We start from the raw sequence: 25,818 nt of genomic DNA on the forward strand, positions 1-25,818 counted from the left end.
GATGCGTCAACAGGCGTCGTTTCGTCGGCTCCGGGGCATGCATCCGCCGTGAGCGTGTTCGATGCCGGGGCGCCGGGGAGGGGTCGGGGCGGCGAAGGATGAAACGGCGGACTGCACACTGGACGGGCGCCAAGAGGCGCGAGGGCACCGGAGGGTCCGCGGACGCCATGGTCCCGGAGGGGGCGGGGGAGGGGGAACGGCTCGGTGCGGCGCCGGGCTGGGAACGGCGGCTCCGGAGCGGGGACCTCACCGCGGTGCGCGACGTGCGGGCCGGGCTCCGGCGGCTCCTCGTCGACTGGGGAGCGCCCGGGCGGGCGGAGACGGCCGAGCTGCTGGTGAGCGAGCTGGTCACCAATGCACTGGTGCACACCGACGGCGGGGCGGTCGTCACGGCGCGGCTCGCGGGCGGCGAAGCCGCCCTGGTCAAGGGGCGGTTGAGGGTCGAGGTGCGGGATTTCCTCGCCCGGCAGCCCACACTGCGTGCCCCGCTGCCCGGCAGCCGGAGCGACGGCGGGCCGGGCGCTGCCCTCGATGTCGACGCGGCCGCCACCTCCGGGCGCGGGCTGCTGCTCGTCCACTCCCTCGCCGACGGCTGGGGCGTACGGGCCCACGGGGTGGGCAAGTCGGTGTGGTTCGAGCTGGACGCCCAGGAGTCCTGAGCCGCGCCCGCCCAGGGGAGCGCCCAAGGGGGAGCGCCCAGGGGAGCGCCCAAAGGGGAGGCGCCAGGGGCAGGGGGAGGCGCCGGGGGCATGCAAAAGCCCCGGCCGATCGCCTACGGCGGTGGACCGGGGCTCTGCACGGGCGTCAGCCGAACTGACGCTCGATCTGGGCGAGCTTGGCTTCCAGCGAGTCGAGCCGCGGGATGGCCTGGGTGTCGTCCTCGGCGGTGAGGTCGATCGGACCGGAACTGCCCACCGCCTGCAGCGGGCGGGACCGCACCGGAAGCTGCCCCGGCTCGACTATGGAGGGTTCCGCTCCGGCTTGCGCACCGATCTGGGCGGGCTGGGCGGCCCCCGGCACCGCGGTGGGGGAGGCCACCTCGACCTGGCGGCCGCCGCGCACCCGGCCCCACATCCGGTTCTGCCGGCTGTACGCCTTGAGCCGGGCCCGCTCCAGCTTGCCCGCCTCCCGGCGGCGCAGCCGGTGCTGCGCCCGCTGGCGCTTGTCCTCGCGGACCTCCTCGACGGCCTCGTCGAGCGACCGCACGCCCTCCAGGAGCATCAGCGACCAGGCGCCGAAGGTCTCGCGCGGAGCGCGCAGCCAGCGGACCATCCGGATCTGCGGCAGGGGACGGGGCACCAGGCCCTGCTCCCGCAGCGCCGCCCGGCGGGTCTGCTTGAGCGCCCGGTCGAACAGCACCGCGGCCGACAGCGACATCCCGGCGAAGAACTGCGGTGCCCCCGCGTGGTCCAGCCCCCGTGGTGCGTGCACCCAGTTGAACCAGGCCGCCGCGCCCGCGAAGGTCCACACCAGCATCCGGGAGCCGAGCGCGGCGTCGCCGTGGCTCGCCTCCCGCACCGCCAGCACCGAGCAGAACATCGCGGCCCCGTCGAGGCCGAAGGGCACCAGGTACTCCCAGCCGTCCGTCAGCCCCAGGTTCTGCTGGCCGAAGCCGACGAGGCCGTGGAAGGACAGGGCCGCGGCGACCGCGGCACAGCAGAAGAGAAGTACGTAGGAGGCGCTGCCGTAGATGGCTTCCTTGCGGCGTCTGCGCTCCTCGTTGCGCTCCCAGGAGTCCGTGCCGGCCGCCGTGTCCTCCGGGCCGGACTGCCGGCCGCGCGCGTACACCGTCACCGCCACCACTGCCCCGATGAGCGCCACGGCACTGGGGAGCGCCCAATTCAGCGGTATGTCGGTCACTCTCATCTTGCGTTCCCTTGCATGCAGTACGGGGTTTCGCGCGCCATCCTGACGGAACCGCACCGGAAGCCAAGGGGTTTCGCGGCAACTCGCCGCCAATGGACGGCAAGGATATACGGAGAGCGACGAAAAAATTCGAACGCCCCTCAGTGGAAAGGAATTTGGGTTCTATTCAATCCACTGGATCGGGTGGCTTAGCCGATTCGCGCGGCTGACAGCCGGTCGATGCGGTCCGCATCGCGGGTGCGCGGGCAGGTGAGGCACGTCTCCCTGGGGCGCAGAGTGTAGAAGAAACAGCAGCTCGCGCGGTCGCGCGTGGGCAGCGACTCCCCCTGCGGGCCCGTCAGTTCGCGGAATCCGGCGCCGCCGACGAACGGGGCGGTGCACCCCGGCAGGAGCAGCTCCAGCTCGTGCCGCGCGCGCCGCTCCTCCCCGAGCAGCCGCCCGACGTGCCACAGCCCCTCGGCGGTCTCGTCCGTCACCATGCCCCACAGGGCGCGCGCCCCGCGCCGCATGCGGGGCCGGAAGCCCTCCAGCACGGGCGCCAGGTGCGCGGCCACCGATGCCCGCACCGCCGCGCGCAGCGCCTCCTCGTCCGGCACGGGCCGGGCGCCCGGCAGCGCGGCGGCCGGGTCGCCGGGCAGGCAGGCGAACCCGGTGGCCGCGGCGGTGATCCGGCCTGAGGCCCGGTGGAAGGCGACGGCCTCCGCGGGCAGCAGGGGCACCCGGCGCTCCAGGAACCAGGGCACGGTGACCAGCAGGCAGAAGTGCCAGGTGTAGCGGTGGAGGCCGAGGCTCGCCACGACGTCGGGGCGGGCCCGCTGCCCGAAGTCGCGCAGCACCTGCTCCTCGTCCCACACCAGGAAGGCGTCCAGTCCGGCGCCGCCCGCCGCGAGCGCCCCGCCCGTCACCCAGCCGTCACCGCCGTGCGGCGCCCCGCACCGGACCGTCAGTGCGGGCAGGGCCTCGCCGAGCCGGGCGTAGGCGATCGCGAAAGGGGGGTCCGGCGAGTGCGGGGCGGCGGCCGGGGCGGCCTGGGCAGTGGACATGCGAGGACCACCGAATCGCGATCGTTAGCAGGTAAGCCTTACCTTACCCGGATCTGTCGGGGTTTGAACTGCCGAAAGTGCCGCCTATGGTTCCGGTGGACACAGGAGGACCGCACATGGAGCAGGGCAGACCCCACACCGCAGTATCGCGGCCGCACGCCGGTGTGCCCGCGCAGGCCACGCCGTCCGCGCGGGGGGAGCACACCCACGACGAGGACGCGTGCGCCCGCCCGCCAGCGGGCCGGGTGCCCCAGCGGTATTCCGTCCGGGGCCAGATCCTCGACGCCCTGCGCAAAGCGCTGGTCAGCGGCGAGCTGATACCCGGCGAGGTCTACTCCGGCCCCGTGCTCGGCGAGCGCTTCGGGGTGTCGGCCACGCCCGTGCGCGAGGCGATGCAGCAGCTGGCCCTGGAGGGCGCGGTGGAGGTCGTGCCCAACCGGGGCTTCCGGGTCGCCAGCCGCACCCCGCGCGACCTGGCCGAGCTGGCCGAGGTCCGTGCGCTCCTCGTGGTGCCCGCCCTGCTGCGGCTGGCCCGTACGATCCCCGCCCGGCGCTGGACCGAGCTGCGCCCGGCGGCCGAGGCCACGGCTGCCGTGGCGGCGGAGGGCGACGTCGTCGCCTACGCCGAGGCCGACCGCTCCTTCCACCGCGAGCTGCTCGGCCTGACGGGCAACCGCCAGCTGGTGCTGATCGCGGACGAGCTGCACCGCCGCGCCCAGTGGCCCGCAGCCCGGCCCGCTGCACGAGGCACCGCCGACCTGATCGCGGACGCGGCGGAGCACCTGACCCTGCTGGACCTGCTGGCGGTCCAGGACCTGTGCGGGGTGGAGGCCCTGATGACGCGGCACTGCGGGGGCCTGTCCGAGGTCTGAGGCTGCGCTCGATGTGCGGCTCCGCCGCGCGGCGCCCGCGCCCCGAGCCCGGGCCTGGGGGCGAAGCCCCTCAGGCATCTCGCCCCGCGCGCCGGCGCGATCCGGGGGTCTGGGGGCTTGCCCCCAGTTTCGGGAAGGGGCGGGTCAGGGGAAAAGTCACCCCCCACCTCCAGCCGGCAGCCGCTCCGCCAGCCACGCCGGCACCCCGCCCAGCAGCCGCACCAGCCGCGCCGCCTCCGCCCGCATCCGCGCTGCCTCCGCCTCGTCCGGCAGCACCGCCGCCAGCGAGGCCAGCGCGGGCGCGATGCCCACCAGGTAGCCCAACTCCTCCCGGATCCGCAGCGATTCCGCGTACCCGTGCCGCGCCTCGGCCGGCTGCCCGGCGTGCTCCGCCATCGCCGCCACGTGCCGCCACGTGAACGACAGCAGCAGCCGGTGCCCCTGCGCCGTCGCCCCCGCGTGCGCCCGCCGGAACGCGGCCGTCGCGTCGGACGGATTGTCGGACAGGTGCTGGGCGATCAGCCCCCGCCGGAAGTCCAGCAGCGGCCGGGTCGGCGAGTGCGGACTCAGCAGCGCCGCCGCCCTGCCCAGCGCGGAACGCGCCTCGTCGGCCCGGTCCCGTACCCCCAAAAGTGTGAACGCATAAGCGAGATGGCCGCGTTCGCAGGCCGCCGCCCCGCGCTCCTCGTCGTCCGAGGCCAGCGCCTCGGCCGCCCGCAGCGAGTCCTCGGCCGCCCGCCAGCCGTCCGCCGTGAACACGCACCGCTCGATCAGCACCGCCGTCCGCCGCAGCGCCTGCCCCGGCTCGGTGGCGGCCCGCGGGGCGAGCAGCGCCGCCGCGTCCTCCCAGCAGGCCCGGGAACGCAGCCGCCACACGGCCCGCTCCAGGGGATCGTCGTCCAGGGGATCCCGTCCCCGAGGTTCCTGTGGCTCCGACAACCCAGAATTCCGCATGGCGGTGTCCGCCACAGTGCCCTCCCCAAGCGCGCCGTCGAGCTGGAAGCCTGCCTCGATCTCAGCACGAGGACCCGGGCGCGGCCAAGGGGCAGGTGTGAAGCAATTCACAAACTCCTGCGGGCCGCCGGCCCGCGGGCTCCTCGCGAAGGGGCAGGCTGGCGGCAGGCTACCGAAGAAACCCCAGGCCACAGCTGCGCCGAAAATCGCTCGAACTGAAGCCTCCGCCCTGAAAGGATGGCGCGGGCACGACACGGCGAACCGCCGTCACTGATCCATGACAGGAAGAGAAAGGGACAGGCATGCGCCAGAGCCTCGGATACCCCCAGCGCCCCGACCGGCTGAACACTTCCGAGGACTCCTTCACCCATGCCCACACCCAGCCAGGCTCCCCGCACCCTCAACATCGGCATCCTCGCGCACGTCGACGCGGGTAAGACGAGCCTCACCGAGCGACTGCTCTTCGACAACGGCGCCATCGACCGCCTCGGCAGCGTCGACGAAGGCAGCACCCGCACGGACTCCGGCGAACTGGAACGCCGCCGCGGCATCACCATCCGCACCGCCGTGGCCCCGTTCACCATCGGCGACCTCCAGGTCAACCTCATCGACACGCCCGGCCACAGCGATTTCATCGCCGAGGTCGAGCGTGCCCTCGGCGTGCTCGACGGCGCCGTGCTCGTGCTGTCGGCGGTGGAGGGCGTGCAGGCGCAGACCCGCGTCCTGATGAAGACCCTGCACCGACTGCGCCTGCCCACGCTGCTGTTCGTCAACAAGACGGACCGCCCCGGAGCGGACGAGTCCGGAACCCTGAACGCCATCCGCACCCGCCTGACCCGCACCGCCCTCCCCATGGCCACGGTCCGCGGCATCGGCACCCCCGAAGCCCTAACGCAGCCGTTCTCCCTCACGGACCCGGATTTCCGTGCCCAGGTGGCCGAAACGCTGGCCGACACCGACGACGACATGCTCGCGGCCGTCGTCGAGGACCGCATCCCCGCCCCGGAGGAACTGTGGCACCGGCTCCGCGACGCGGTCGCGCGCGGCGACCTGCACCCCGTGTACTTCGGCTCGGCCGTCTCCGGCGACGGGGTGGCGGCCCTGACCGCGGGCATCGCCGACTGGCTCCCGCGGACGAGACCGGCAGCGGAGAAAGCCGACCCGACCGGCACCGTCTTCGCAGTGCACCGCGACCCCGGAACAGGCGAAAAAACCGCCTACCTCCGCCTGGCCACAGGCCAATTGACGCAACGTCAACGCATCACCCTCCATCGACGGGAATCCGACGGAACGGCGGCGGAGCACACAGGCCGGATCACCGCCCTGACGGTCGTCGGAGCCCCGCCCGGCACCCCGCCCCGCCTGACCGCCGGAGGCATCGCGAGCCTCCGGGGCCTGTCCGGCATCCGTGTGGGCGACCGCCTGGGACCGGACCGGGAGCCGGCGGCCGACCGGCACTTCGCACCCCCGACCCTCGAAACGGTCGTACGCCCCGCACGCCCGCAGGACGCGGCCCGGCTGCACTCGGCCCTCACCGCCCTCGCCGACCAGGACCCCCTCATCGGCACCCGCACCCTGCCGGGCGGCGAGGTGTCCGTCCTCCTCTACGGCGAGGTGCAGAAGGAGATCATCGCGGCAACGCTGGCCGAGGAGTTCGGCGTGAAAGCCGTCTTCGAGCCGAGCAGCACGGTCCACCGGGAGCGGCCGGTCGGCACGGGCGAGGCACACGAGGAGATCGACTACCGGCGCGGCACCCCCGTCTTCTGGGCGACGGTGGGCCTGCGCGTGGAGCCGGGCGCCCACGGCACCGGTGTGACCTTCCGCCGGGACACCGAACTGGGCGCCCTCCCGCACGCACTGGACCGCGCCATCGAGGACACGGTCCACCGCACCCTCACGCAGGGCCTGCACGGCTGGCCGGTCACCGACTGCACGGTCACCCTCACCCGCTCCGGCTACGCCAGCCCCGTCAGCACGGCCGCCGACTTCCGCTCCCTGACACCCCTGGTCCTGATGAGCGCCCTGGCGGCAGCGGGTACGCGGGTGTACGAACCGTGCCTGGCCTACGAACTGGAACTGCCGCCGGACACGCTGGGCACGGTGGCGGCGGCCCTGGCCGAACACGACGCAGGCATCCACGAGACCCTCCCCGGCCCGGACACCTGCACCCTGAAGGGTGTGATCCCGGCCCGCGCGACCCCGGCACTGGAACAGCGCCTACCGGGCCTGACAAGGGGCGAAGCTGTTTGGTGGGCGGCCCCGACCGACGAACGCCCCTGCCGGGGCCTTCCGCCCAGGCGTCCGCGCACGGACGGGAATCCGCTCAACAGGGCGGAGTACTTGCGGCATTTGGGGAGGGCGTAGTAGACGGCGCACGCCTCCCGTCCCCCCCCGTGAGCGGGGAGCGGGAGGCGGCGGCCGGGCCGGCTAGATGATCCGGATGCCGAGTGCGTACGCCGTGAGGGTGGCAGGGTCCGCGACGCCGTGGTCCTTGGAGGCGGCGCTGAAGGTGGGCGCCCAGGCGGTGGACGGTTCGAGCTTCCACAGGAGGCTGCCCGCGCCTCGCCAGTGCACCTCGGCGCCGCCACCGGTAAGGGCGTACCCCGGCGGCAGGGTGGCCGCGGCGGCCGGGTGCTGGGCCTGGCCGGATTCGGCACGGGCGATGGTGCCGGCGACCCGCCCCACGGGCAGGTTGCGCCGGAGGGAGACGGCGAAGGAGCTGATGCTCGCCGGGTCGGAGACCAGGTGGTCCTTGGAACGGGCCTTCCAGGAATAGTCGGTGGCGGGGAAGGAAGCCGTAGCCAGGTTCCCGGCGCCGTACCAGTTCACCCTGAACCCACCGCCCACGAGTGCGTAGTCGGCCGACGACGGGATGCCCGCCTCGGCTTCCGGATGCGGGGCGGTGCCGCTGTCCGAGCGCGAGACGTGGACGGACTGCAGCAGTTGGGAGCGGCTCATGCCGGCGATCTTCAGGCCGATGACATAGGCCGTCAACTCGTGGGCCTGGGCGTAGAGATGATCCTTGGTGGAGACCGTCCAGCCCGACAGGTCGTCGTTGGGGTACGAGGCCGTCAGGAGCGCCCCGTTCGGGAACTCCGCCCCGACGGCGCCACCGCCGATGGCGACCATGTCCCCGTCGCCCACCCGCACGGTCTGGTCGATCCAGTGCTGCTGGGCCGGGCTTCCGTGGTAGGAGAAGACGGCAACGCTCACCAGGCCCGAAGCGTCACTGAAGCCCGCCACCTTGCGCGCTGCGCCGAGTGCGGGAGGTGCTGCCGATCGAGGCGCCGCGGCGGCCGTACCGGCCCGGGTGAACACGCCCGCCGCTGCTAAACCGGCGGCGGCCGAAGCCGCCTTGAGCACCTCGCGTCTGCTTCTCATGACGCCACCTCCGTCGGATTCCGGGCGCCGTCGCCCGCATATCGGTGGACACCCTAGGTGTGGTCGAGCGCACGTCGACATACCTCGGCGGGAGGCTGGCTGGTTCTGGTCGCACGGTCGTGTGCCGTGTGAAGCCCGGCGTGTGCGCCTACCGGGCGGTGAGTGCGCCATCCTTGACGGCCGCGATGAACAATGACCAGGCCCCGGCCGGGACCGCCAGGGCGGGTCCGGCCGGGGCCTTGCTGTCGCGTATGGGGACTGTGTCGGGGAGGGCGTCGGATATCGCTATGCAGCTACCGCCCTCGCCGTCGCTGTACGTACTCTTGCGCTACGCCGCCGTGGTGAGGTCGTGCAGGACGCTCATCTTGCGTAACCTTCCGCTGCTGACTGGATCAGGACCAGGGACTCTTCCGGCGACAGTGCGGCGGCCCTGATGTGATCGTAGGTCAGCTCGCAGTGCTTGACGGCGGCCGGATCGTCGATGAGGTTTCCCGTCTTCGGTCCCTCGTGGTACGCCACAGGGGGAGCGTCCTCGAAGGTCATGAGAGTGAGCATCCCGGAGAGGGCAGGGGCGCCCGCACAAAAGGGCAGCACCTGAAGGACAATGCGGCGCCTCAGCGCCAGGTCCACGATGTGACACAGCTGCTCGTGCATGACCGCGGATCCACCGACCTCGCGCCGGTACGACCGAAGATGCCGTCGGTACCCAGCTCCACATCGATCCGCTGGGACAGATCGAGCTGAGGCTTGCGGATCGCGGTCTTGAACTGCCCGATGTACGAAGCGGAGCAGAACACGCGAGCGCCCAGTGCCTGCTGCGTCAGCCCGGCGGCCTCCCGTCGCTGCTTCAGCTCGTCACCGAAGAACTCCCACCCGAACTTGGCCCGCCCGAACCGCCCGGCTCCACCGCCACTGGCCATAACCTGACTCCCCCTGCACAACTGGCCGTTGCATCGCGTCCACTGTGCCCGATGCTAGACCCGCAGAGCGACCCGTCGTGTACAGACGGTGAAGAGGGGGTGGGCCATCGCACCGGCGGGCGGTGGCGAGGCCATGGGGCTCATCGGGTGGAACGACATCGACCTCGAAGACGGCAGCGCCGAAATCGTCTACTGGGTTCTGCCCGCCGCACGCGGTGCCGGTGTCGTCGTCGAGGCCGTGAAGCGCCTCAGCCAGTGGGCACTGGACGACCTTGGTCTGCATCGCCTGCGGTTGTGCCACTCGGTGGGCAATCCTGCCTCCTGCCGGGTGGCGGACAAGGCCGGGTACTCGCTCGAAGGGACCATGCACAGCGCACTGCTGCACGTGGACGGATGGCACGACCAGCACCTGCACGCCCTCGTCCAGGGGAACGGCGCGGGATCCGATGTCGTATTCCCCGTCGTCGGCAAGTAGCCCCCTCGGCAGTCCGTCCACCATCACTGCCGTCGCATGGCAGGGCGAGGACGGTCCGCTGGTTCGTATCGGTGGCACCGCCGTCGTACCGGCGATCAACGCCCCTTGGGAAACACGCCCCGCAGCGCCGAGCCGCGAGTGATGAACGCGACCCGGATGACGGGCAGCATGCAGACGACCTGCATCACGGCGTACCACGGCGGACAGACACCCGGGATCAGGTCCACGCCGATGATCGCGACCGGCATGACGACGGCGAGAGTGCTCACGCGCTCGAAGGTCCGCCGGGATCCCCCGGAAGCGGAGACGGTCATCCGGTGAAGCAGCACGGCGACCACAGGCAGCAGGACCGCACGCACCCACATGAACGTGTTCACCATGTGACCGGTGCTCGCCACCACGACGACCGCCACGAGCGCGGCCGCGCCGAGTGCGCCGTAGACCTTGAGGCTGCTCTTCGCCTTGTCGAAGATTCCCTGGGTGCGGGGGTCGTTGAGGAGCGCCATCCCGGCCGCGGTGTGCGTGTTGCCGTACGTGTTGCTGTGCGTGTTGGTTTCCATGCCACCGACGCTACGAAGCACCCGGCCGACCCGGTATCCGTCTGGACGCACACATGGGTGGGGCTAGCCCCACTCCCCGGCTGACCAGGGCGGCAGCGGGTTCCGCGCGGTGCACAGTGGGAGCACCGAACGGCAAGCGGAGGAAGAAAGAACAGACATGAGACAGCTGGGATCGTGGCCGGCGCGCGTCGGCGTGGGGTTCGTACGGGCGTGTGTCGTCGCGGCCGTCAGCATGCTGGTACCGGCCGTGTGGGCCGGCGCCGTGGCGCTGGGGATCCGGTGGGGGGCCGGGAACCCTTGGTCGTGGGTGGCGCCGGTCGTGCTGGTGTGCGTGGGCACGCTCGCCCTGTCCCGCCCCGTCTGCCGGATCGTCCGCTTCCTCGTCGCGCGCTGGACCGCCACCGTCATCCCCGACGGATACCGGCAGGCGGGGCCGGTGACGCGGTTGTCCACCGGGTACTGGTGGAACGGTTTCTCCTACGAGCGCAGCCGTCGCGACGCCCTCATGGACCAGAAGTGGCGGGTCCGTTGGAAGGACCCCGCCAACTGGCGTGACCTGCGGTTCATCGCGATCGTGCCGTTCACCGCGGGTGTCGTCGCGTCCCTCCCGCCGACCGGGGTCGCCGCGGCGGTCCTCGGGCTCGGCCAGTCCGGGCCCGCCGCGCGCCTCGCCGGTGCGCTCGGCCTGGTCGTGGCCGTCGCCTCCGCCCCGTACGCCTGGCGGCCCGTCGGGCCGGTGGCCGTCCGCTTCCTGCGCCCGTCGCCCGCGATGGCGCTGGCGGACCGGGTGGACGAGCTGACCGCCCAGCGCGCGGACGTGACGGTCGCGCAGGCCGCCGAGATCCGCCGGATCGAGCGGGACCTGCACGACGGTGCACAGGCCCGCCTGGTGGCGCTCGGGCTCTCCCTGGCGACCGCCGAGAAGCTGATGGAGACCAACCCCGAGCAGGCCAGGGCGCTGATGCGGGACGCGCGGGCCGGCGCCACCGCCTCGCTGGCCGAACTCCGCGAGCTGGTCCGGGGGATCAGCCCGCCCGTGCTGAACGAGCGGGGGCTCGTCGACGCCGTCCGCGCCCTCGCCCTGGACGTGCCCCTCGACGTGGCCGTCAGCGCCGACCCCCCGCTGCGCCTGGACCCGCCGATCGAGTCCGCCGTCTACTTCGGCATCGCCGAGCTGCTGACCAACGCGGTCAGGCATGCCCGGGCGTCCCGGGCGCACGTCTCCCTCTCGCGGGACGGCACCGGCACCGGCATCGTCGCCGAGGTCGAGGACGACGGCCGGGGCGGGGCCGACGCCCGGGCCGGCGGCGGGCTCGCGGGCCTGCGCCGCCGCCTCGCGGTCTTCGACGGCACCCTGGAGATCAACAGCCCGCCGGGCGGCCCGACCTGTGTCAGGATGGCGGTGCCATGCGCATCGTTGTAGCCGAAGACCTTTACCTCCTGCGCGACGGGATGGTCCGCCTCATCGAGGCCTACGGGCACCAGGTGGTGGCGACTGCGGCCACCGGGCCCGAGACCCTCGACGCGCTGCGGACGTACCGCCCGGACGTGTCCGTCATCGACGTCCGCATGCCCCCGAACCAGTCGGACGAGGGCTTGCGGGCGGCCCTCGCCGCCCGCGGCGAAATGCCCGGACTGCCGGTTCTCATCCTCTCCCAGCACGTCGAGCAGTTGTACGCCCGGGAGTTGCTGGCCGACGGCTCCGGCGGCGTCGGCTACCTCCTCAAGGAGAGCGTCTTCGACGCCGACCAGTTCATCGGCGCCCTGGAGCGCGTCGCGGACGGCGGGACCGCCCTGGACCCGGGCGTCATCGCGAAACTGCTGGCCGGCAGCTCCCCGAACCGGGGGCTCGAGCGACTGACCGAGCGCGAGTACTCCGTGCTGGGCCTCATGGCCGAGGGACTGTCCAACCAGGCCATCGGACGCCGCCTCTTCCTCAGCGACAGCGCCATCGGCAAGTACACGACCTCGATGTTCGGCAAGCTCGGCATCAGCGATGACGACGACACCAACCGCCGCGTCCGCGCCGTCCTCACCTACCTCAACAAGCCGTAGCCCGACCCGACGTCTCCTCAGCTCATCCGCAGTGCCAGGAAGAAGTCCAGCTTGTCCTCGAGCCGCGACAGGTCCCGGCCCGTCAGCTGCTCGATCCGGCCCACCCGGTACCGCAGCGTGTTGACGTGCAGGTGCAGCCGCGTCGCGCAGCGCGTCCAGGAGCCGTCGCACTCCAGGAACGCCTCCAGGGTGGGGATCAGCTCGGCGCGGTGGCGGTGGTCGTAGTCGCGCAGGGGGTCCAGGAGGCGGGCCGTGAAGGCGCGGCGCACGTCGTCGGGGACGAAGGGGAGCAGCAGGACGTGCGAGGCCAGCTCCTGGTGGCCGGCCGCGCAGACGGGGCCCGGGCGGGCCGCGGCCACGCGGCGGGCGTGACGGGCCTCCTCCAGGGCGCCGCGCAGGCCCTCCGCCGAGTGGACGGCGGCGCTGACGCCGAACGTGAGGCGGCCGTCGTCCGCGAGTCCCCGGGCGAGGGGTTCGCGGACCGCGGCGAGGAGCGTGTCGGCGTGCAGGCCCGCCGGGCCCGCCGCCCCGCTCTCGCCCGGTGCCCCCGTGAGCACGGCGGGCAGCGGCACCAGGGCGACGGCCTCGTCGCCGGTGTGGGCCACGGCGATGCGGTCGGAGGGCTCCGCGCCGGCGGCGTCGGGGTCGACCAGGACCTCCTCCAGCAGCGACTGCGCCACCGGACCGCCCGGAATGTCGCTGTCCGACCACTCGACGCGGGCCACCACGACCTGCCAGTGCGGGGCCGTGCCCAGGCCGGGCAGCAGCACGGGCGCGGCCACCCGCAGCCGGGCGGCGATCTCGGCGGGCGCGGCGCCCGCCTGGACCAGCTCCAGGACCTCCTGGGCGAGCCGGCGCCGCACCGTGCGGGCCGCGTCGCGCCGGTCGCGCTCGACGGCGATCAGCTGGGTGACGCCCTGGAGCAGGTCCAGCCGCTCCTCCGGCCACTCCCCGGCGTCGGCCTCGACTGCCAGCAGCCAGTCCGAGAGGACCGTCTCGCGCACGTCCCGCGCCGCCGCGGCCCGCCCGCTGCTGTGGACGGGGAACAGGGAGTACGTGCTTCCGCCGGCCGCGACCCGGTGCGGGCCGCGCCGGCCCGTGCGGGCGGCGGCCAGGTGCTCGCCGGCCAGGGCGGCGCCGACCGAGGCGGGCAGGTCGGGCCCGGCGCCCGCCAGGGAGGAGCCGGCGATCCTGCGGCCGGTGGGGGAGAGCACCCAGGCGCGCAGGTCCAGGTCCGAGCCGAGCAGGTCCAGGACGACCTCGGAGCCGCCGCCCGCGGGGCCGCCCGTCATCAGCCGGCGGTGCCGGTCCACGACCGCGGCCAGGTCCCCGGCCCGCTCGCTGGAGACCTGCCGGACGACGTGCTCGGTGATGGACGCGAACGACACGGTCTCGTCGACCGAGAACAGCGGCAGCCGGTGCCGGGCGCAGGCGTCGACGAGGTCGTCGGGGGTGGACGCGATCTCCGCCTCGCCCGCCGCGAGCCCCGCCACCCCGGCGGCCGTGAGGATGCGGACGAACCGCTCCGAGTCCGCCGGCTCGCGCCGCCAGGCGAGCCCGGTCAGCACCAGCTCGCCGCCGGAGAGGTAGCGGCTGGGGTCGCGCAGGTCGGTGGTCATCACGCCGCGCACGGTGCGGTCCAGCTCGTCCTCGCCGCCGAGCAGGCGAAGGCCCAGCGCCTCGGTCTCCAGGAGTGCGCGCAACCGCATCGTCGTCGCCGCCGATCTGTCTTCTTGTAACCAGTGGAATGCCGTGAGGTTTTTGAACCCCGCCTTTCGTTCGAATCTACAAGACATGTGCCCTGGCCAGCCAACCGCTTCATGTTTTCGGTGACTGCACCGGCCCTCCGGCGCGTCGCTGTACTGGCTCCACGCGCCGGACGGCTGTCCGGAACCGCGCCCTCACCGGACCCCCGGACCCCCGGCCCCCTGGACCTCCCCCCGAGAAGAGAACATCCATGGACTTCCTGCGCCCCACCAGCTGGCAGGAGGCTCTCGCCGCCAAGGCCGAGCACCCCACGGCCGTGCCCATAGCGGGCGGCACGGACGTCATGGTCGAAATCAACTTCGACCACCGCCGTCCGGAGTACCTGCTGGATCTGAACCGCATCGGCGAAATCCACGAGTGGGACGAGGACGGGCCGTACGTCCGGCTCGGCGCCGCCGTCCCCTACTCCCGCATCATCGAACACCTGCGCGGACCGCTGCCCGGTCTCGCCCTCGCCTCGCACACCGTCGGCTCCCCGCAGATCCGCAACCGCGGCAGCGTCGGCGGCAATCTCGGCGCCGCCTCCCCGGCCGGGGACAGCCACCCCGCGCTGCTCGCCGCGGGCGCCGAGGTCGAGGCCGAGTCCGTGCGGGGCACCCGCCTGATCCCGGTCGAGGAGTTCTACACGGGCGTCAAGCGCAACGCCCTCGCCCCCGACGAGCTGATCAGCGCCGTCCGCATCCGCAAGGCCACCGGACCCCAGCAGTTCTCCAAGGTCGGCACCCGCAACGCCATGGTCATCGCCGTCTGCGCCTTCGGCATCGCCCTGCACCCCGGCAGCCGCACCGTGCGCACCGGCATCGGCTCGGCCGCCCCCACGCCCGTCCGGGCCCGGGCCGCCGAGGAGTTCCTGGAGGCCGCCCTCGGCGACGGCGGCCTCTGGGAGTCGGGGCGGCCGATCCCGCCGGACGTCGCCGGGCAGTTCGCCGGACTGGCCGCCGCTGCCTGCAGCCCCATCGACGACGTGCGCGGCAGCGCCGCCTACCGGCGGCACGCCGTGGGCGTCATGGCCCGCCGCACCCTCGGCTGGGTCTGGGAGGAGTACACCACCGGCACCACGGGGGAGAGGAGCGCGCTGTGCGCGTGAACTTCACGGTCAACGGCCGCCCGGAGCAGGCCGACGACGTGTGGGAGGGCGAGAGCCTGCTGTACGTCCTGCGCGAGCGGCTCGGCCTGCCGGGCTCCAAGAACGCCTGCGAGCAAGGCGAATGCGGCTCGTGTACGGTCCGTCTGGACGGAGTCCCGGTGTGCGCCTGCCTGGTGGCGGCCGGGCAGGCCGAGGGCCGCGACGTCGTCACCGTCGAGGGGCTGGCCGCCCGCGCCGGGATGCCGCAGGGCCGACTCGCGCCCGTCCAGCAGGCGTTCGTCGACGCGGGGGCGGTGCAGTGCGGCTTCTGCACCCCCGGCCTCCTCGTCGCCGCGGACGAGCTGCTGGAGCACTGCCCCGACCCCTCCGACGCCGACATCCGCGAGGCCCTGTCCGGCAACCTGTGCCGATGTACCGGCTACGAGAAGATCCTCGACGCAGTGCGCCTGGCCGCCGCCCGTACCGCCCGCACCGGGGAGGCGGCGACATGACCATGCACGACGTGACCATGCACGACGCGACCTCCGCCGGAGTCAGCCAGAGCAGCACCACCAAGGGCGGCATCGGCGAATCCACCCTCCGCCCCGACGGCACCCTCAAGGTCACCGGCGAGTTCGCCTACGCCTCCGACCTCTGGCACGAGGACATGCTCTGGGGCTTCACCCTCCGCAGCCCGCACGCCCACGCCCGCATCCGCTCCGTCGACGTCTCCGCCGCCCTCGCCACGCCCGGCGTCGAGACTGTCATGACGTACGCCGACCTGCCCGCCGCGACCCGCTACGGCCTGGAGATCAAGGACACGCCCGTCCTCGCCGACGGCGTCGTGCGCTACCACGGCGAGCCCGTGGCCCTCGTCGCCGCCGACCACCCCGAGACGGCCCGCCGCGCCGCGGCGAAGATCGAGGTCGACTACGAGCAACTCCCCGTCGTCACCGACGAGAAGAGCGCCACCGCACCGGGCGCACCCGTCCTCCACCCCGGCCGCGAGGATCACCACGCCCCCCACGTCCCCCACCCCAACATCGTCCACCGCCAGCCCGTCGTCCGGGGCGACCTCGCCGCCGCGAAGGCCCGCGCGGACGTGGTCGTCGGCGGCGAGTACGAGATGGGCATGCAGGACCAGGCATTCCTCGGCCCCGAGTCCGGCCTCGCCGTGCCCGCCGAGGACGGCGGCGTCGACCTCTACATCGCCACCCAGTGGCTGCACGCGGACCTGCGCCAGATCGCCCCCGTCCTCGGACTGCCGGAGCACAAGGTGCGGATGACGCTGTCCGGCGTCGGCGGCGCCTTCGGCGGCCGCGAGGACCTGTCCATGCAGGCCCACGCCTGCCTGCTCGCGCTGCGCACGGGCAAGCCCGTGAAGATTGTTTACAACCGCTTCGAGTCCTTCTTCGGCCACGTCCACCGCCACCCGGCCAAGCTCCGCTACGAGCACGGCGCGACCCGCGACGGCAGGCTCTGCTACGTCGAGGCCCGCATCGTGCTCGACGGCGGCGCCTACGCGTCCTCCTCGCCGGCCGTCGTCGGCAACGCCGCCTCGCTGTCCGTCGGCCCGTACGTCGTCGACGCCGTCGGCATCGAGGCGCTCGCCCTCTACACCAACAACCCGCCCTGCGGCGCGATGCGCGGCTTCGGCGCGGTGCAGGCGTGCTTCGCCTACGAGGCCCAGATGGACCGGCTCGCGGACGCGCTCGGCATGGACCCGGTGGAGTTCCGCCGCCGCAACGCCATGTCCCAGGGCTCCGTGATGCCGACGGGCCAGGTCGTCGACTCGCCCGCGCCCGTCGCCGAGCTGCTGCGCCGGGTCAAGGCGCTGCCGCTGCCGCCGGAGCGGCAGTGGGAGACGGCCGGCGGCGCCCCCGACGTACGGGCGCTGCCCGGCGGGCTGTCGAACACCACCCACGGCGAATCCGTTGTCCGCGGCGTCGGCTACGCGGTGGGCATCAAGAACGTCGGCTTCTCCGAGGGCTTCGACGACTACTCCACCGCGCGGGTCCGCCTGGAGGCCGTCGGCGGCGAGCCCGTGGCCACCGTGCACACCGCCATGGCCGAGGTGGGCCAGGGCGGCATCACCGTGCACGCGCAGATCGCCCGCACCGAGCTGGGCGTCGCCCGGGTGACCATCCACCCCGCCGACACCGAGGTGGGCTCGGCGGGCTCGACCTCCGCCTCCCGCCAGACCTACGTCACCGGCGGCGCCGTCAAGCACGCCTGCGAGGCGGTGCGCGAGCGCGTGCTGGAGCTGGGCCGGGCCCGGTTCGGCATGTACCACCCGGCGTGGGCGACGGCCGGACTCCTGCTGGAGGACGGCAAGGTCGTCACTGACGGGGGCGAGGCCCTGGCCGCTCTCGCGGACGTCCTGGAGGGCGAGTGCGTGGACGTGGAGCTGGAGTGGCGGCACCGCCCCACCCAGCCCTTCGACCTGCGCACCGGCCAGGGCTTCGGCCATGTGCAGTACTCGTTCGCGGCCCACCGCGCGGTCGTGGAGGTGGACACCGAGCTGGGCCTGGTCAAGGTCGTGGAGCTGGCCTGCGCGCAGGACGTCGGCAAGGCGCTCAACCCGCTGTCCGTCGTGGGCCAGATCCAGGGCGGCTCGACGCAGGGGCTGGGGCTTGCGGTGATGGAGGAGATCGTGGTGGACCCGGTCACCGCGAAGGTCCGCAACCCCTCCTTCACCGACTACCTCATCCCCACCATCCTCGACACCCCGGCCATCCCGGTCGACGTGCTCGAACTCGCCGACGAGCACGCCCCGTACGGCCTGCGGGGCGTCGGCGAGGCGCCCACGCTGTCCGCCACCCCGGCCGTCGTGGCGGCCGTCCGCCGGGCCACGGGCCTGGCCCTCACCCGCGTACCGATCCGCCCGGAGCACCTGACGGGCACCTGACCACGTACCTCTTGAGGATCGCCGTCCCTCTTGAGGACCGCCCTCCCGGCCGCGCACCCCCCAGCGGCCGGACGGCGCCACGCAATCCGCCTCGGGCCGTCCCCCGGGTCGTGTATTCGGGAATCCTCAGCAGACCCTGGGAGCAGGCACCATGACCCAGCCATCCGTACGGCCGGAGACCACGGCGGACGACGCGGGCGCGGGCTCGCGCCAACCCGCCGGCCGGTCCTGGCTCGACCGGTACTTCCACATCTCCGAACGCGGCTCGACGGTGGGGCGGGAGGTGCGCGGCGGCATCACCACCTTCATGGCAATGAGCTACATCCTGCTGCTCAACCCCCTGATCCTGTCCGGCCCGGACGCCGCGCAGCACACGCTCGGCCGGGCCGGGCTCATCACCGCGACGGCCTTCGCCGCGGCCGTCTCCACCCTCCTCATGGGCCTCGTCGGCAAGGTACCGCTCGCCCTGGCCGCCGGGCTTGGCGTGTCCGGCGTGCTCTCCACGCAGGTCGTGCCCGAGATGACCTGGCCGCAGGCGATGGGCATGTGCGTGATCTACGGCGCGGTCATCGTGCTGCTGGTCCTCACCGGGCTGCGCGAGCGCGTCATGAACGCCATCCCGCTGGCGCTCAAGCACGCCATCACCATGGGCATCGGCATGTTCATCGCCCTGATCGGCCTGGTCAAGGCGGGCTTCGTGCACGCCTCGAAGGGCGGCGGCCCGGTGACCCTCGGCCCGGCGGGCGAGCTGTCCGGCTGGCCGGTGCTGCTCTTCTGCATCACCCTGCTGCTGATCTTCATGCTCCAGGCCCGGGAGGTCCCCGGCGCAATCCTCATCGGCATCGTCGTGGGCACCGCCCTGGCCATCGTCGTCGACGCGGTCGGCGGACTGCCCCCGCGGACGTGGCAGAACGGCGCACCCGCGCTCAAGGGTGGCGCGGTGTCCATGCCGGACTTCTCCCTCTTCGGCCGGGTGGAGTTCGGCGGCTGGGGCTCGGTGGGCGCGGTCACCGTCGGCATGACCGTGTTCACCCTCGTCCTCGCCGGCTTCTTCGACGCGATGGCCACGATCATCGGCGTCGGCACGGAGGCCGGGCTGGCCGACGACCGGGGCCGGATGCCCGGCCTGAGCCGGGCGCTGCTCGTGGACGGCGCGGGCGGCGCGATCGGGGGAGCGGCCGGGGCCTCGGGCCAGACGGTCTTCATCGAATCGGCGACGGGCGTGGGCGAGGGCGCGCGCACGGGGCTCTCGTCCGTGGTGACCGGCCTGTTCTTCACCGCCTGCCTGTTCTTCACCCCCCTGACGAGGATCGTGCCCGGCGAGATCGCGGCGGCGGCGCTCGTCGTGATCGGCGCGATGATGACGAGCCACGCCCGGCACATCGACTGGACCGACCGCGCGGTGGCCGTCCCCGTCTTCCTGACCGTCGTGCTGATGCCCTTCACCTACTCCATCACGGCGGGCGTCGGCGGGGGCGTCATCGCCCACACCGCGATCAAGGCCGCACAGGGCAAGTGGCGCGAGCCGGGTCTCTTCATGTGGGTGCTCAGCGCCGTCTTCGCGGCCTACTTCGCCCTGCACCCCATCGAGCACTGGCTCGGTGCCAAGTAGCCGAGTAGTCAAGTAGCCGAGCGGGAGGGCGTGATGCTGGACATCGCCGGGGAACTGCACCACTGGTGCGCGGAGGGCCGCGACTTCGCGGTGGCCACGGTGGCGGCGGTGCGCGGCAGCGCACCGCGCCCGCCGGGCGCGGCGCTGGCCGTCGACGCCGACGGCACGGCGGTCGGCTCGGTCTCCGGCGGCTGCGTGGAGGGCGCGGTGTACGAGCTGTGCCGCGAGGCGTTGTCGACCGGGGAGCCGGTGCTGGAACGGTTCGGGTTCTCGGACGAGGATGCGTTCGCGGTGGGGCTGACGTGCGGCGGGACCGTGGACGTCCTCGTGGCGCCGGTACGGGCCGGCGGGCCGGAGCGCGGCGTGCTGGCCGAGGCGCTGGCCACCGCCGCGCGCGGCGGCACCGCGGCCCTGGCCCGCGTGGTGTCGGGCCCGCCCGGGCTGCCCGGCCGCGCCCTGCTCGTACGCCCCGACGGGCCGCGGCTCGGCACGCTGGGCGCCGGCCCCGGGCTGGACGCCGCGGCGGCGGCCGAGTCGGCAGCCCTCCTGGACGCGGGCCGCACGGGCATGCTGGAGCTGGGCACGGACGGCTCGCGCTGCGGGGGAGAGCCGGTGCGGCTGCTGGTCGAGTGCAGCGTGCCGCCGCCGAGGATGCTGGTCTTCGGAGCGATCGACTTCGCGGCGGCGCTGGTGCGGGCGGGGAAGTTCCTCGGCTACCGGGTGACGGTGTGCGACGCGCGGCCGGTCTTCGCGACGCCGAGGCGATTCCCGGAGGCGGACGAGGTGGTCGTCGACTGGCCGCACCGCTACCTGGACTCGACGGACGTGGACGCCCGCACGGCGGTGTGCGTCCTGACCCACGACGCGAAGTTCGACGTGCCACTGCTGGAACGGGCGTTGCGGCTGCCGGTTGCGTACGTGGGCGCGATGGGATCGCGGCGCACGCACGAGGCCCGGCTGGCCCGCCTCCGGGAGGCGGGCGTGAGCGAGGCAGGGCTGGCCCGCCTCCGCTCCCCGATCGGCCTCGACCTGGGCGCCCGCACGCCCGAGGAGACGGCGCTGTCCATCGCCGCGGAGATCGTGGCGGCGCGGAGGGGAGGGACGGGGGGTCCGCTGACGGGGGCGGATGGGCCCATTCACCGCGAGGCGGGGAGGGCGCTGGTGGCCTGATCGCAGTGATCGCAGTGCCCCCCGGCGCGTCATCAGGGTGTCAGCAGGACGTTGACGTTGTCACTGTCGCCGACATCGAAAACCCGGTAGCCGATCCGGATGGCGTCCGTGCTGCTCGTCCACTCGCACCACTCGAACGCCCCGGGCGGGACGTCACGGGCGATGTCACCGGCCCAGAACCTGCCGTCCGCCGCCTGGGCGAAGAAGCACCAGAACCGGTTGACGTCGTCCAGGTCACCCCCGAAGACGATGGCGCTCTGGTTGGGGGCGAGGTTCCACCACCCCTCCTTCGTCCAGTCGCCACCGTCCGGGCAGTTGGGGGTGAACCACATGATGGTCACGCTCAGATTCTGCGGGTAGTTGTTGACGAACTGGAGCATCAGCTCTTTCCTTCCCCTGCTCAACCCTCCGAGGGGCCGGACGACGGCCGTACGGCGGGCCCGCGTCCGGTCGGCGTGCGGGACTGCGCCGGCCAATCGGGGGCGAACTCGGCCGAGCTTGCCTTTCCCGGCCGGTGGGCCACACTCACCGACTTCGGGCCGGCGGTCTCGTCGGACGGCGCGCCGAAATCGGCTGTCGGCGCCACACCGACGGTGAACTCGCGCTCCTTGGGCATCTTTGCCTCCTTGGTCCGCGGGTGGCTGTTTCTCAGGCGCAGTCGGTGCCGCCCGGGCCGCCGAAGAAGAAGAACTCGTTCCACGGGTCGGGCGCATTGCCGACGACCGTGGTGAAACAGGACGGGGACGGCTGGGACAGGGTCAGGGACGCCTGCTGGGCGCCGCCGCCCACGCCGAAGTAGTAGACGTCACGGTGGAAGGCGGCGAACTGCCAGCCGCTGTCGGCGAATGCGCCGCTGCCCATGGGAGGCCATGCGGTCTGGTCCACCACTTCGCCGCCGTAGTCGATGTCCCCTGCGCTTCCGGCCAGCGGGCCGCTTCCGTACAGCGACGCGGGGTAGTACCCCACGGCATTGGCCGCGGTGGTGCCACCGAGGTAGAGCCACCAGTTCCCGCCGTTGAGGTACCAGGTCACCTCGACCTCGTACTGCGCGCCGCCCGGGGTGCTCACGGGGCTCAGCGTGCCGCCGATGGCCCAGGCGGAGTTCGTCTGGACGAACGCGGGCTTGTCGAGATTGTAATTCCCGGTGTTCTGGTAGCCGTCGGCCGTCCAGTAGATGAAGAGAACCGGCTGGGTGGTGCCGTACTTTCCGGGGAAGACCTGGGATCCGCACTCGACGGTCTGCACAGGGGATCCCCCGGCGTACCACTGCTGGGAGAGCGAGAATATCTGCGAATCGACGTTCGGATCCCAGATGTTGACGAAGCTGTGACCGCCGAGGTTGTCCACCGTCTGGTAGGCGTGGGCGTACTTGTGGACGCCTGCCGCGACTTCAGGAGGGCTGAGCCTTGGGTGGCGTCCCCTCCCCACCGGGACCTTTTGAAAAAAATTCTGGAGGCTGCCCTGCCGGGCCATCTCCTCGAGGGTGATCCGGCGCACGGCGATCGTGCCCGGCGGGCACGACATCGTGTGCCCGAACTTGTCCACGCGGTCGGACCGCAGCTGCGACTGGACCGGGAGAGTCGGAGCATCGCTCCCGGGCGTGGGAACGGACGGCGCCTCGGGCGGGGTGGCGGGCACGGCGGTGGTGCCCTTGAGCGCGGGCTGGCTCTCGACGGGGACGCAGTCGAATACCTGCCCGTTGTCGTCGACGAAGCTGTGGGGGACCTCGATTCCCTCGTAGAGGCTCCTGAGATGCTGCGTCATCGCCGCGAATTCGCCCTCGCTTGCCGCCATGGGCACTGCTCTGCCGGCTGCCCTGGCGGAGAATTCCTCGTATCGGGTCGAGGCGAGGGAGTCCATGAATTTGGCGAAGGTGGGGAAGTGGGAGTCGTCCTGGCGTGGCATGGCACGTCCTCCATCGCGATGGGTGCGATCGGTGACGGTGTCCGCGCTCTGCGCCGCGCGCACGGCACCACCCGCTCCGGGGAGGACGACACTTCTTCCGGCGGGCGACGTGGCCGGACACCCCTCGTTCTCACGGTAACGCCGGGTACGCGCTCGCGCCCCCGGCAGGAGGAGCCGGGGGCGTGAGCAGGGGGAATCAGCTGAGCGCCGCACCCACGAGTGCGGCGGTCTCGGCGACCAGCGCGTTGTCCGTCGGCGCGGTGGCGGTCAGCCCCGTGGAAAGCACGGCCAGCACGATCGGCTCCCCGTGCGGAGGCCGGACGACACCCACGTCGTTGGCGACCCCGTAGTCCTTCCCTCCGCCGGTCTTGTCGGCCAGGGTCCAGCCGGGGAGGCCCTTGCGGAAGCGCTCGATGTTGGTGGTGTTGGCCAGCAGCCAGCCGGTCAGCAGTTTGCGGTCTGCATGGGGGAGCACGTTGCCGAGAAGTATCTTCTGGTAGGTCTGCCCGATGGCCCGGGGGCTGGTGATGTCGGCTTTGCCGTCCGGGTCCACCAGGTTCAGTTTGGGCTCCCACCGCGTGAGATTGGTCGTGTCGTCCCCGATCGACCGGCAGAAGTCGGTGACGGCCTCGGGGCCACGATCGCCCTTGAGTTCGTGGAGCAGGAGATTGGCGGCCGCATTGTCGCTCTGACTGACGGCGGCGGCGCAGAGTTGCTCGATGGTCATGCCGTGCGCGAGATTCCCGGCCAGTCCGGTGACGGGACCGTATTCGGACTCGTTGACCTGTGCTTCCGTGTACCGGATGCGCTTGCGGAGGAGTTCTCCGTCCTGATCCCGCTGCAGGATTGCCGCGGCGGCGAGCGTCTTGAAGACGGAGCACATCGGGAAAGGCTTGTCCGCGTTGTACTCCACGGACAGTTTCGTGGCCGTGGAGTACGCGAACACGCCAAGGCGCACGGAGTGCTTCTGCTCGAGTTCCGCCAATTTCCGGACCAAAGCGTCTTGGCTGGGCTCCGAAGCGCTTGCTCTCCCTCCGGCGGAGAAGGCGGCGGCAAGCATGGTGCCGGTGCCCACGGTCAGAATGGTGCGGCGCGAGAGGCGTGCTCCGGTGGCGTCCAAGTTCGTTCGTTCCTTCCTGATTGTGCTCGGGTATGAGTCAGGACGTCTCATCGGATCGATCAGTTCCACAAAAATTGGTGACATGTGCGTTTGCGACCTTCCAGCAGGCGCCTCAGCCTGGATGAGTGGCTGCATTCAGCCAGCAGGAATCCGGCCATGACCCGAGTGAGGAGAACGCGGTGACCGGTGCACTGAACGGCAAGACCGCCATCGTCACGGGCGCATCCGCCAACCTGGGCCAGAAATTCGCCACCGCTCTGGCCGGGGACGGCGCCAACGTGATGGCCCACTACAACAGTGACCACAAGCGGGATCAGGCCGAGCAAGTGGCCGAGGGCCTTGCCGCCCTGGGCGTGAAGGCCGCGACGTGGCAGGGAGACCTGACCCGGGTGGACCGGGTCACTGCGCTGGTGGACGCGACCCTGGAGCAGTTCGGACGGTGGGACATCCTGATCAACACGGCCGGCATGATCGTCCGCAAACCGATCGCGGAGTTCACCGAGGACGAGTGGGACCGGATGTTCGCCATCAATGCGAAGATCCCGTTCTTCCTCATGCGGGAAGCGGCCACGAAGATGGCCGACCACGGCCGCATCCTCAACCTGATCACCACGATCGTGGCCGTGACCGCCCCCACGTACGGCGGCTACGCCGGGAGCAAGAGCCCGCTGGAGCACTACACAAAGGCTCTGGCCAAGGAGATCGGCGGCCGTGGCATCACCGTCAACTGCGTTGCCCCGGGCCCGCTGAAGACCAGCTTCTTCTACCCCGCCGAGACCGACGAGAACATCGCCTGGCTCAAGAGCATGAGCATCAACGGCGACATCGGCGACCCGGACGACGTCGTGCCGGTCGTCCGCTTCCTCGCCTCGCCCGAAGCGAAGTGGATTACGGCGCAGACTGTTTTCGTCAACGGTGGCCTCGTCGGCAGTGCCAGCTGATCCCGACGGGCGTCAGGCAAACCGGACTGTGTTTGGGTCAGGTCTGGACGTGGCCGTATCGGGTGCTGAGGGGTTTGAGGTCGGGTTCGCCGAATCGGGTGCGTAGCGCCTGAAAGATATCGGCTTTGTCTTGACCGAATTTCCGGACGTATGTGGCGTAGGTGTCGGCCGACAGAAATTTCGGCGGGGTGGTCTTGGTGTGGAATTTGTCCGCGTACATGACCAGCTGCTCCTCGGGGGTTTCGGGGAGGTAGTCGGCGATGGGGAGCGGGAGTTGCTGCTTCTGGATGTCGGCTTTGGTGAGGCCGACTCCTGTGTGGCAGGAGCAGAAGCGGCACAGACGCTCTGGGAGGCCTTCGGCGCGCAGGATGTCGTGTCCGAGGACGCCGTGCTGGATGTACCGGGTCTGGTCGAGCCGGCCTGAGCGGTCGTAGAGGCGGTAGACGCCGATGTCGTGGAGGAGGGCTCCTGCGCGCACCAGCTGTGTGTCGAGCTGGTGGCCGTTGGCGGCGAGGAGTTGTTCTGCGATGCCCCAGATCACTTCGCAGTGCGTGTAGACGAGGTCGAACGCTTCCTGTGTGGGTGCGTACTTCTCATGCAGTGCGCGGATGACGTGGGGCGTCGGGAGGCTCACCGCGTCAGCGTAGCAACGAAGTTGACGTTGTCGCGTTCGGCAAGGTGGTGATTGTGGATCAGCGGGCGATCTTCTTGTAGAAGCACACCCGGTCCTGACCAAGACCGTCGTAGTTGCTGTGCAGGGGGAGGCCATCGATCACTCGGTCCCCGCTTTCGAAGGTGAACCCCATAGCGCGGTGAAAGGCGATGGATCCGGTGTTTCCCGGCGAGGTGATCGCACGCACTTCAGTGCGGCCTGCCTCGGCGGCACGCTGGAAGAAGGCCGTGTACAGACGGCGGGCTGCCCCCTGCCCACGAAGATCCGGGTCAACTCCCACGAAGTGGATGTACGCCTCTTCGTCGTTGTCGCCGGCATGGAAACCAACGAGGAACGCCCTGATACCGGCTTCGTCCTCCAGGACCAGGCTTGTGCTGGAGAAGAACTGCAAGAACAGCTTGGGGAGCAGCAGCGAAAGCTCGCGGGCCTGCGTGGGGGTACGCGAGTCTCCCCACCACTGCTGCACGCATGTGACGATCGTGCTGTGGTCGGAGACGCGGGCCTGGCGCAGCTCGGGCATGTCGTTCCCT

25 protein-coding genes and 2 pseudogenes are annotated in these 25,818 nt (G+C 71.8%); 12 read left to right on the forward strand and 15 right to left on the reverse strand.

The features are described from left to right. The first annotated feature begins 167 nt into the window (after window positions 1–167). Entirely contained in the window at window positions 168–659 is a 492-nt protein-coding gene (locus AC1Z4A_RS26050) for an ATP-binding protein (protein ID WP_483683729.1), read from the forward strand. A gap of 145 nt (window positions 660–804) precedes the next feature. Here AC1Z4A_RS26050 and AC1Z4A_RS26055 read toward each other — a convergent pair whose 3' ends face one another. Both AC1Z4A_RS26055 and AC1Z4A_RS26060 read right to left on the reverse strand, forming a co-directional pair. Continuing rightward, window positions 805–1,866 (reverse strand): DUF2637 domain-containing protein, encoded by a 1,062-nt coding sequence (locus AC1Z4A_RS26055; protein WP_483682297.1) that lies wholly within the window; start codon window positions 1,864–1,866, stop codon window positions 805–807. A gap of 188 nt (window positions 1,867–2,054) precedes the next feature. Beyond that, the gene (locus AC1Z4A_RS26060) at window positions 2,055–2,909 is read right to left on the reverse strand and encodes a (2Fe-2S)-binding protein (protein ID WP_483682298.1); all 855 of its coding nucleotides are present in this window, start codon (window positions 2,907–2,909) and stop codon (window positions 2,055–2,057) included. A 116-nt stretch (window positions 2,910–3,025) separates the two neighbouring features. Between AC1Z4A_RS26060 and AC1Z4A_RS26065 the strand changes: the two genes are divergently transcribed. Further along, window positions 3,026–3,781, forward strand: coding sequence for a GntR family transcriptional regulator (locus AC1Z4A_RS26065; RefSeq protein WP_483682299.1), 756 nt, complete (start codon window positions 3,026–3,028; stop codon window positions 3,779–3,781). Window positions 3,782–3,937: 156 nt separating this feature from the next. Here AC1Z4A_RS26065 and AC1Z4A_RS26070 read toward each other — a convergent pair whose 3' ends face one another. After that, on the reverse strand, window positions 3,938–4,735 hold the full coding sequence (locus AC1Z4A_RS26070) for a hypothetical protein (protein ID WP_483682300.1): 798 nt from the start codon (window positions 4,733–4,735) through the stop codon (window positions 3,938–3,940). A 369-nt stretch (window positions 4,736–5,104) separates the two neighbouring features. Between AC1Z4A_RS26070 and AC1Z4A_RS26075 the strand changes: the two genes are divergently transcribed. Beyond that, window positions 5,105–7,099: a GTP-binding protein gene (locus tag AC1Z4A_RS26075; RefSeq protein WP_483682301.1), complete on the forward strand. Its 1,995-nt coding sequence runs from the start codon at window positions 5,105–5,107 to the stop codon at window positions 7,097–7,099. Window positions 7,100–7,162: 63 nt separating this feature from the next. Here AC1Z4A_RS26075 and AC1Z4A_RS26080 read toward each other — a convergent pair whose 3' ends face one another. The 4 genes and pseudogenes from AC1Z4A_RS26080 to AC1Z4A_RS26095 all read right to left on the reverse strand — a co-directional run bounded on the left by AC1Z4A_RS26080 (window position 7,163) and on the right by AC1Z4A_RS26095 (window position 9,036). Then, window positions 7,163–8,116 carry a hypothetical protein gene (locus tag AC1Z4A_RS26080; protein WP_483682302.1) on the reverse strand — a complete coding sequence of 318 codons (954 nt, stop codon included), beginning with the start codon at window positions 8,114–8,116 and terminating at the stop codon, window positions 7,163–7,165. Between the two features lie 148 nt (window positions 8,117–8,264). Then, window positions 8,265–8,432, reverse strand: a pseudogene (locus AC1Z4A_RS26085) (DUF397 domain-containing protein); the annotation flags it as partial. A 44-nt stretch (window positions 8,433–8,476) separates the two neighbouring features. Further along, window positions 8,477–8,770, reverse strand: coding sequence for a Scr1 family TA system antitoxin-like transcriptional regulator (locus AC1Z4A_RS26090; protein WP_483682303.1), 294 nt, complete (start codon window positions 8,768–8,770; stop codon window positions 8,477–8,479). Next, entirely contained in the window at window positions 8,731–9,036 is a 306-nt protein-coding gene (locus AC1Z4A_RS26095; RefSeq protein WP_483682304.1) for a helix-turn-helix domain-containing protein, read from the reverse strand. The genes AC1Z4A_RS26090 and AC1Z4A_RS26095 overlap by 40 nt, the downstream gene beginning before the upstream one ends. A gap of 100 nt (window positions 9,037–9,136) precedes the next feature. On the opposite strand from AC1Z4A_RS26095, the pseudogene AC1Z4A_RS26100 reads away from it, so the two are divergent. Further along, window positions 9,137–9,511: pseudogene (locus tag AC1Z4A_RS26100) on the forward strand (GNAT family N-acetyltransferase); the annotation flags it as partial. A 95-nt stretch (window positions 9,512–9,606) separates the two neighbouring features. Here the strand turns inward: AC1Z4A_RS26100 and AC1Z4A_RS26105 are convergent. Further along, window positions 9,607–10,071 (reverse strand): hypothetical protein, encoded by a 465-nt coding sequence (locus tag AC1Z4A_RS26105; RefSeq protein WP_483682305.1) that lies wholly within the window; start codon window positions 10,069–10,071, stop codon window positions 9,607–9,609. A 157-nt stretch (window positions 10,072–10,228) separates the two neighbouring features. On the opposite strand from AC1Z4A_RS26105, the gene AC1Z4A_RS26110 reads away from it, so the two are divergent. Next, window positions 10,229–11,494, forward strand: coding sequence for a sensor histidine kinase (locus AC1Z4A_RS26110; RefSeq protein WP_483682306.1), 1,266 nt, complete (start codon window positions 10,229–10,231; stop codon window positions 11,492–11,494). After that, window positions 11,479–12,126, forward strand: a complete 648-nt coding sequence (locus AC1Z4A_RS26115) for a response regulator transcription factor (RefSeq protein ID WP_483682307.1) — start codon at window positions 11,479–11,481, stop codon at window positions 12,124–12,126. The genes AC1Z4A_RS26110 and AC1Z4A_RS26115 overlap by 16 nt, the downstream gene beginning before the upstream one ends. A gap of 17 nt (window positions 12,127–12,143) precedes the next feature. On the opposite strand, the gene AC1Z4A_RS26120 is transcribed toward AC1Z4A_RS26115, so the two are convergent. After that, window positions 12,144–13,835: a PucR family transcriptional regulator gene (locus AC1Z4A_RS26120; protein WP_483682308.1), complete on the reverse strand. Its 1,692-nt coding sequence runs from the start codon at window positions 13,833–13,835 to the stop codon at window positions 12,144–12,146. A gap of 248 nt (window positions 13,836–14,083) precedes the next feature. On the opposite strand from AC1Z4A_RS26120, the gene AC1Z4A_RS26125 reads away from it, so the two are divergent. The 5 genes from AC1Z4A_RS26125 (at window position 14,084) to AC1Z4A_RS26145 (ending at window position 20,649) form a co-directional block, all read left to right on the forward strand. Further along, the gene (locus AC1Z4A_RS26125; RefSeq protein WP_483682309.1) at window positions 14,084–14,980 is read left to right on the forward strand and encodes an FAD binding domain-containing protein; all 897 of its coding nucleotides are present in this window, start codon (window positions 14,084–14,086) and stop codon (window positions 14,978–14,980) included. Next, window positions 14,971–15,471, forward strand: coding sequence for a (2Fe-2S)-binding protein (locus AC1Z4A_RS26130; protein WP_483682310.1), 501 nt, complete (start codon window positions 14,971–14,973; stop codon window positions 15,469–15,471). The genes AC1Z4A_RS26125 and AC1Z4A_RS26130 overlap by 10 nt, the downstream gene beginning before the upstream one ends. A gap of 2 nt (window positions 15,472–15,473) precedes the next feature. Next, window positions 15,474–17,867, forward strand: coding sequence for a xanthine dehydrogenase subunit D (gene pucD / locus AC1Z4A_RS26135; protein ID WP_483683730.1), 2,394 nt, complete (start codon window positions 15,474–15,476; stop codon window positions 17,865–17,867). Window positions 17,868–18,018: 151 nt separating this feature from the next. Next, window positions 18,019–19,479 carry an NCS2 family permease gene (locus AC1Z4A_RS26140; RefSeq protein WP_483682311.1) on the forward strand — a complete coding sequence of 487 codons (1,461 nt, stop codon included), beginning with the start codon at window positions 18,019–18,021 and terminating at the stop codon, window positions 19,477–19,479. A gap of 33 nt (window positions 19,480–19,512) precedes the next feature. Next, window positions 19,513–20,649, forward strand: coding sequence for an XdhC family protein (locus tag AC1Z4A_RS26145; RefSeq protein WP_483682312.1), 1,137 nt, complete (start codon window positions 19,513–19,515; stop codon window positions 20,647–20,649). A 32-nt stretch (window positions 20,650–20,681) separates the two neighbouring features. Here AC1Z4A_RS26145 and AC1Z4A_RS26150 read toward each other — a convergent pair whose 3' ends face one another. The 4 genes from AC1Z4A_RS26150 to bla all read right to left on the reverse strand — a co-directional run bounded on the left by AC1Z4A_RS26150 (window position 20,682) and on the right by bla (window position 23,674). Then, on the reverse strand, window positions 20,682–21,029 hold the full coding sequence (locus AC1Z4A_RS26150) for a DUF1036 domain-containing protein (protein WP_483682313.1): 348 nt from the start codon (window positions 21,027–21,029) through the stop codon (window positions 20,682–20,684). Window positions 21,030–21,049: 20 nt separating this feature from the next. Beyond that, the gene (locus AC1Z4A_RS26155) at window positions 21,050–21,265 is read right to left on the reverse strand and encodes a hypothetical protein (RefSeq protein WP_483682314.1); all 216 of its coding nucleotides are present in this window, start codon (window positions 21,263–21,265) and stop codon (window positions 21,050–21,052) included. A gap of 32 nt (window positions 21,266–21,297) precedes the next feature. Continuing rightward, window positions 21,298–22,554, reverse strand: coding sequence for a neprosin family prolyl endopeptidase (locus AC1Z4A_RS26160; protein WP_483682315.1), 1,257 nt, complete (start codon window positions 22,552–22,554; stop codon window positions 21,298–21,300). Between the two features lie 196 nt (window positions 22,555–22,750). Further along, window positions 22,751–23,674, reverse strand: coding sequence for a class A beta-lactamase (gene bla / locus AC1Z4A_RS26165; protein ID WP_483682316.1), 924 nt, complete (start codon window positions 23,672–23,674; stop codon window positions 22,751–22,753). Between the two features lie 179 nt (window positions 23,675–23,853). Here bla and AC1Z4A_RS26170 point away from each other — a divergent pair, with 179 nt between their 5' ends. Next, window positions 23,854–24,615 carry an SDR family oxidoreductase gene (locus AC1Z4A_RS26170; protein WP_483682317.1) on the forward strand — a complete coding sequence of 254 codons (762 nt, stop codon included), beginning with the start codon at window positions 23,854–23,856 and terminating at the stop codon, window positions 24,613–24,615. A gap of 37 nt (window positions 24,616–24,652) precedes the next feature. On the opposite strand, the gene AC1Z4A_RS26175 is transcribed toward AC1Z4A_RS26170, so the two are convergent. Both AC1Z4A_RS26175 and AC1Z4A_RS26180 read right to left on the reverse strand, forming a co-directional pair. Next, a complete protein-coding gene (locus tag AC1Z4A_RS26175) occupies window positions 24,653–25,249 on the reverse strand; it encodes an HD domain-containing protein (RefSeq protein WP_483682318.1) in 597 nt (198 codons plus the stop codon). A 58-nt stretch (window positions 25,250–25,307) separates the two neighbouring features. Then, on the reverse strand, window positions 25,308–25,808 hold the full coding sequence (locus AC1Z4A_RS26180; protein ID WP_483682319.1) for an N-acetyltransferase family protein: 501 nt from the start codon (window positions 25,806–25,808) through the stop codon (window positions 25,308–25,310). Window positions 25,809–25,818 lie beyond the last annotated feature (10 nt).

The organism is Streptomyces sp. 17_S59 (assembly GCF_056930295.1).

Coding starts and splice junctions, on each gene's coding strand:
- AC1Z4A_RS26110 (WP_483682306.1), top strand. CDS start 10,229: ATGAGACAGCTGGGATCGTGGCCGGCGCGCGTCGGCGTGGGGTTCGTA.
- AC1Z4A_RS26070 (WP_483682300.1), bottom strand. CDS start 4,735: ATGCGGAATTCTGGGTTGTCGGAGCCACAGGAACCTCGGGGACGGGAT.
- AC1Z4A_RS26160 (WP_483682315.1), bottom strand. CDS start 22,554: ATGCCACGCCAGGACGACTCCCACTTCCCCACCTTCGCCAAATTCATG.
- AC1Z4A_RS26090 (WP_483682303.1), bottom strand. CDS start 8,770: ATGCACGAGCAGCTGTGTCACATCGTGGACCTGGCGCTGAGGCGCCGC.
- AC1Z4A_RS26140 (WP_483682311.1), top strand. CDS start 18,019: ATGACCCAGCCATCCGTACGGCCGGAGACCACGGCGGACGACGCGGGC.
- AC1Z4A_RS26145 (WP_483682312.1), top strand. CDS start 19,513: ATGCTGGACATCGCCGGGGAACTGCACCACTGGTGCGCGGAGGGCCGC.
- AC1Z4A_RS26155 (WP_483682314.1), bottom strand. CDS start 21,265: ATGCCCAAGGAGCGCGAGTTCACCGTCGGTGTGGCGCCGACAGCCGAT.
- AC1Z4A_RS26180 (WP_483682319.1), bottom strand. CDS start 25,808: ATGCCCGAGCTGCGCCAGGCCCGCGTCTCCGACCACAGCACGATCGTC.
- AC1Z4A_RS26075 (WP_483682301.1), top strand. CDS start 5,105: ATGCCCACACCCAGCCAGGCTCCCCGCACCCTCAACATCGGCATCCTC.
- AC1Z4A_RS26105 (WP_483682305.1), bottom strand. CDS start 10,071: ATGGAAACCAACACGCACAGCAACACGTACGGCAACACGCACACCGCG.
- pucD (WP_483683730.1), top strand. CDS start 15,474: ATGCACGACGTGACCATGCACGACGCGACCTCCGCCGGAGTCAGCCAG.
- AC1Z4A_RS26055 (WP_483682297.1), bottom strand. CDS start 1,866: ATGAGAGTGACCGACATACCGCTGAATTGGGCGCTCCCCAGTGCCGTG.
- AC1Z4A_RS26125 (WP_483682309.1), top strand. CDS start 14,084: ATGGACTTCCTGCGCCCCACCAGCTGGCAGGAGGCTCTCGCCGCCAAG.
- AC1Z4A_RS26095 (WP_483682304.1), bottom strand. CDS start 9,036: ATGGCCAGTGGCGGTGGAGCCGGGCGGTTCGGGCGGGCCAAGTTCGGG.
- AC1Z4A_RS26150 (WP_483682313.1), bottom strand. CDS start 21,029: ATGCTCCAGTTCGTCAACAACTACCCGCAGAATCTGAGCGTGACCATC.
- AC1Z4A_RS26115 (WP_483682307.1), top strand. CDS start 11,479: ATGCGCATCGTTGTAGCCGAAGACCTTTACCTCCTGCGCGACGGGATG.
- AC1Z4A_RS26080 (WP_483682302.1), bottom strand. CDS start 8,116: ATGAGAAGCAGACGCGAGGTGCTCAAGGCGGCTTCGGCCGCCGCCGGT.
- AC1Z4A_RS26120 (WP_483682308.1), bottom strand. CDS start 13,835: ATGCGGTTGCGCGCACTCCTGGAGACCGAGGCGCTGGGCCTTCGCCTG.
- AC1Z4A_RS26065 (WP_483682299.1), top strand. CDS start 3,026: ATGGAGCAGGGCAGACCCCACACCGCAGTATCGCGGCCGCACGCCGGT.
- AC1Z4A_RS26060 (WP_483682298.1), bottom strand. CDS start 2,909: ATGTCCACTGCCCAGGCCGCCCCGGCCGCCGCCCCGCACTCGCCGGAC.
- AC1Z4A_RS26050 (WP_483683729.1), top strand. CDS start 168: ATGGTCCCGGAGGGGGCGGGGGAGGGGGAACGGCTCGGTGCGGCGCCG.